1 protein-coding gene is annotated in these 407 nt (G+C 64.9%); it reads right to left on the bottom strand.

Annotated elements, in window-relative coordinates; genetic code table 11:
* On the bottom strand, positions 1 to 407 hold a 407-nt coding region (locus DBR24_RS32065; protein ID WP_371921276.1), incomplete at both ends, for a low specificity L-threonine aldolase.

Here is a 407-nt window from a genome sequence, read left to right as displayed (position 1 = left end):
CCGCCATGCCGTTCTTGGTGCCGCCGAAGCACAGCACGTCGACGCCGGCCTTCCAGGTGAGGTCGGCCGGCGAGCAGCCGAGGAACGCGCAGGCGTTGGAGAAGCGCGCGCCGTCCATGTGCAGGTGCAGGCCCAGTTCCTTGCAGGTGGCGCTGATGGCGCGGACTTCTTCAGGGGTGTAGACGCTGCCGACTTCGGTGGCCTGGGTCAGGGTCACGACGCGCGGTTTCGGGTAATGGATGTCCTGGCGCTTGAGCGCGACTTCACGGATCGACTGCGGGGTGATCTTGCCGTTTTCAGTGCCGGCGATCAGCAGTTTCGAGCCGTTGGAGAAAAATTCCGGGGCGCCGCACTCGTCGGTTTCGACGTGGGCGGTTTCCGAGCAGATCACGCTGTGGTAACTCTGG

Origin of the sequence: Pseudomonas sp. HMWF006 (genome assembly GCF_003061205.1) — a bacterium.
GTDB classification, from domain to species: Bacteria; Pseudomonadota; Gammaproteobacteria; order Pseudomonadales; family Pseudomonadaceae; genus Aquipseudomonas; species Aquipseudomonas monsensis.
The sequence above is the reverse complement of the archived record's forward strand: the minus strand, read 5'-3'. Positions and strand labels throughout refer to the sequence as shown.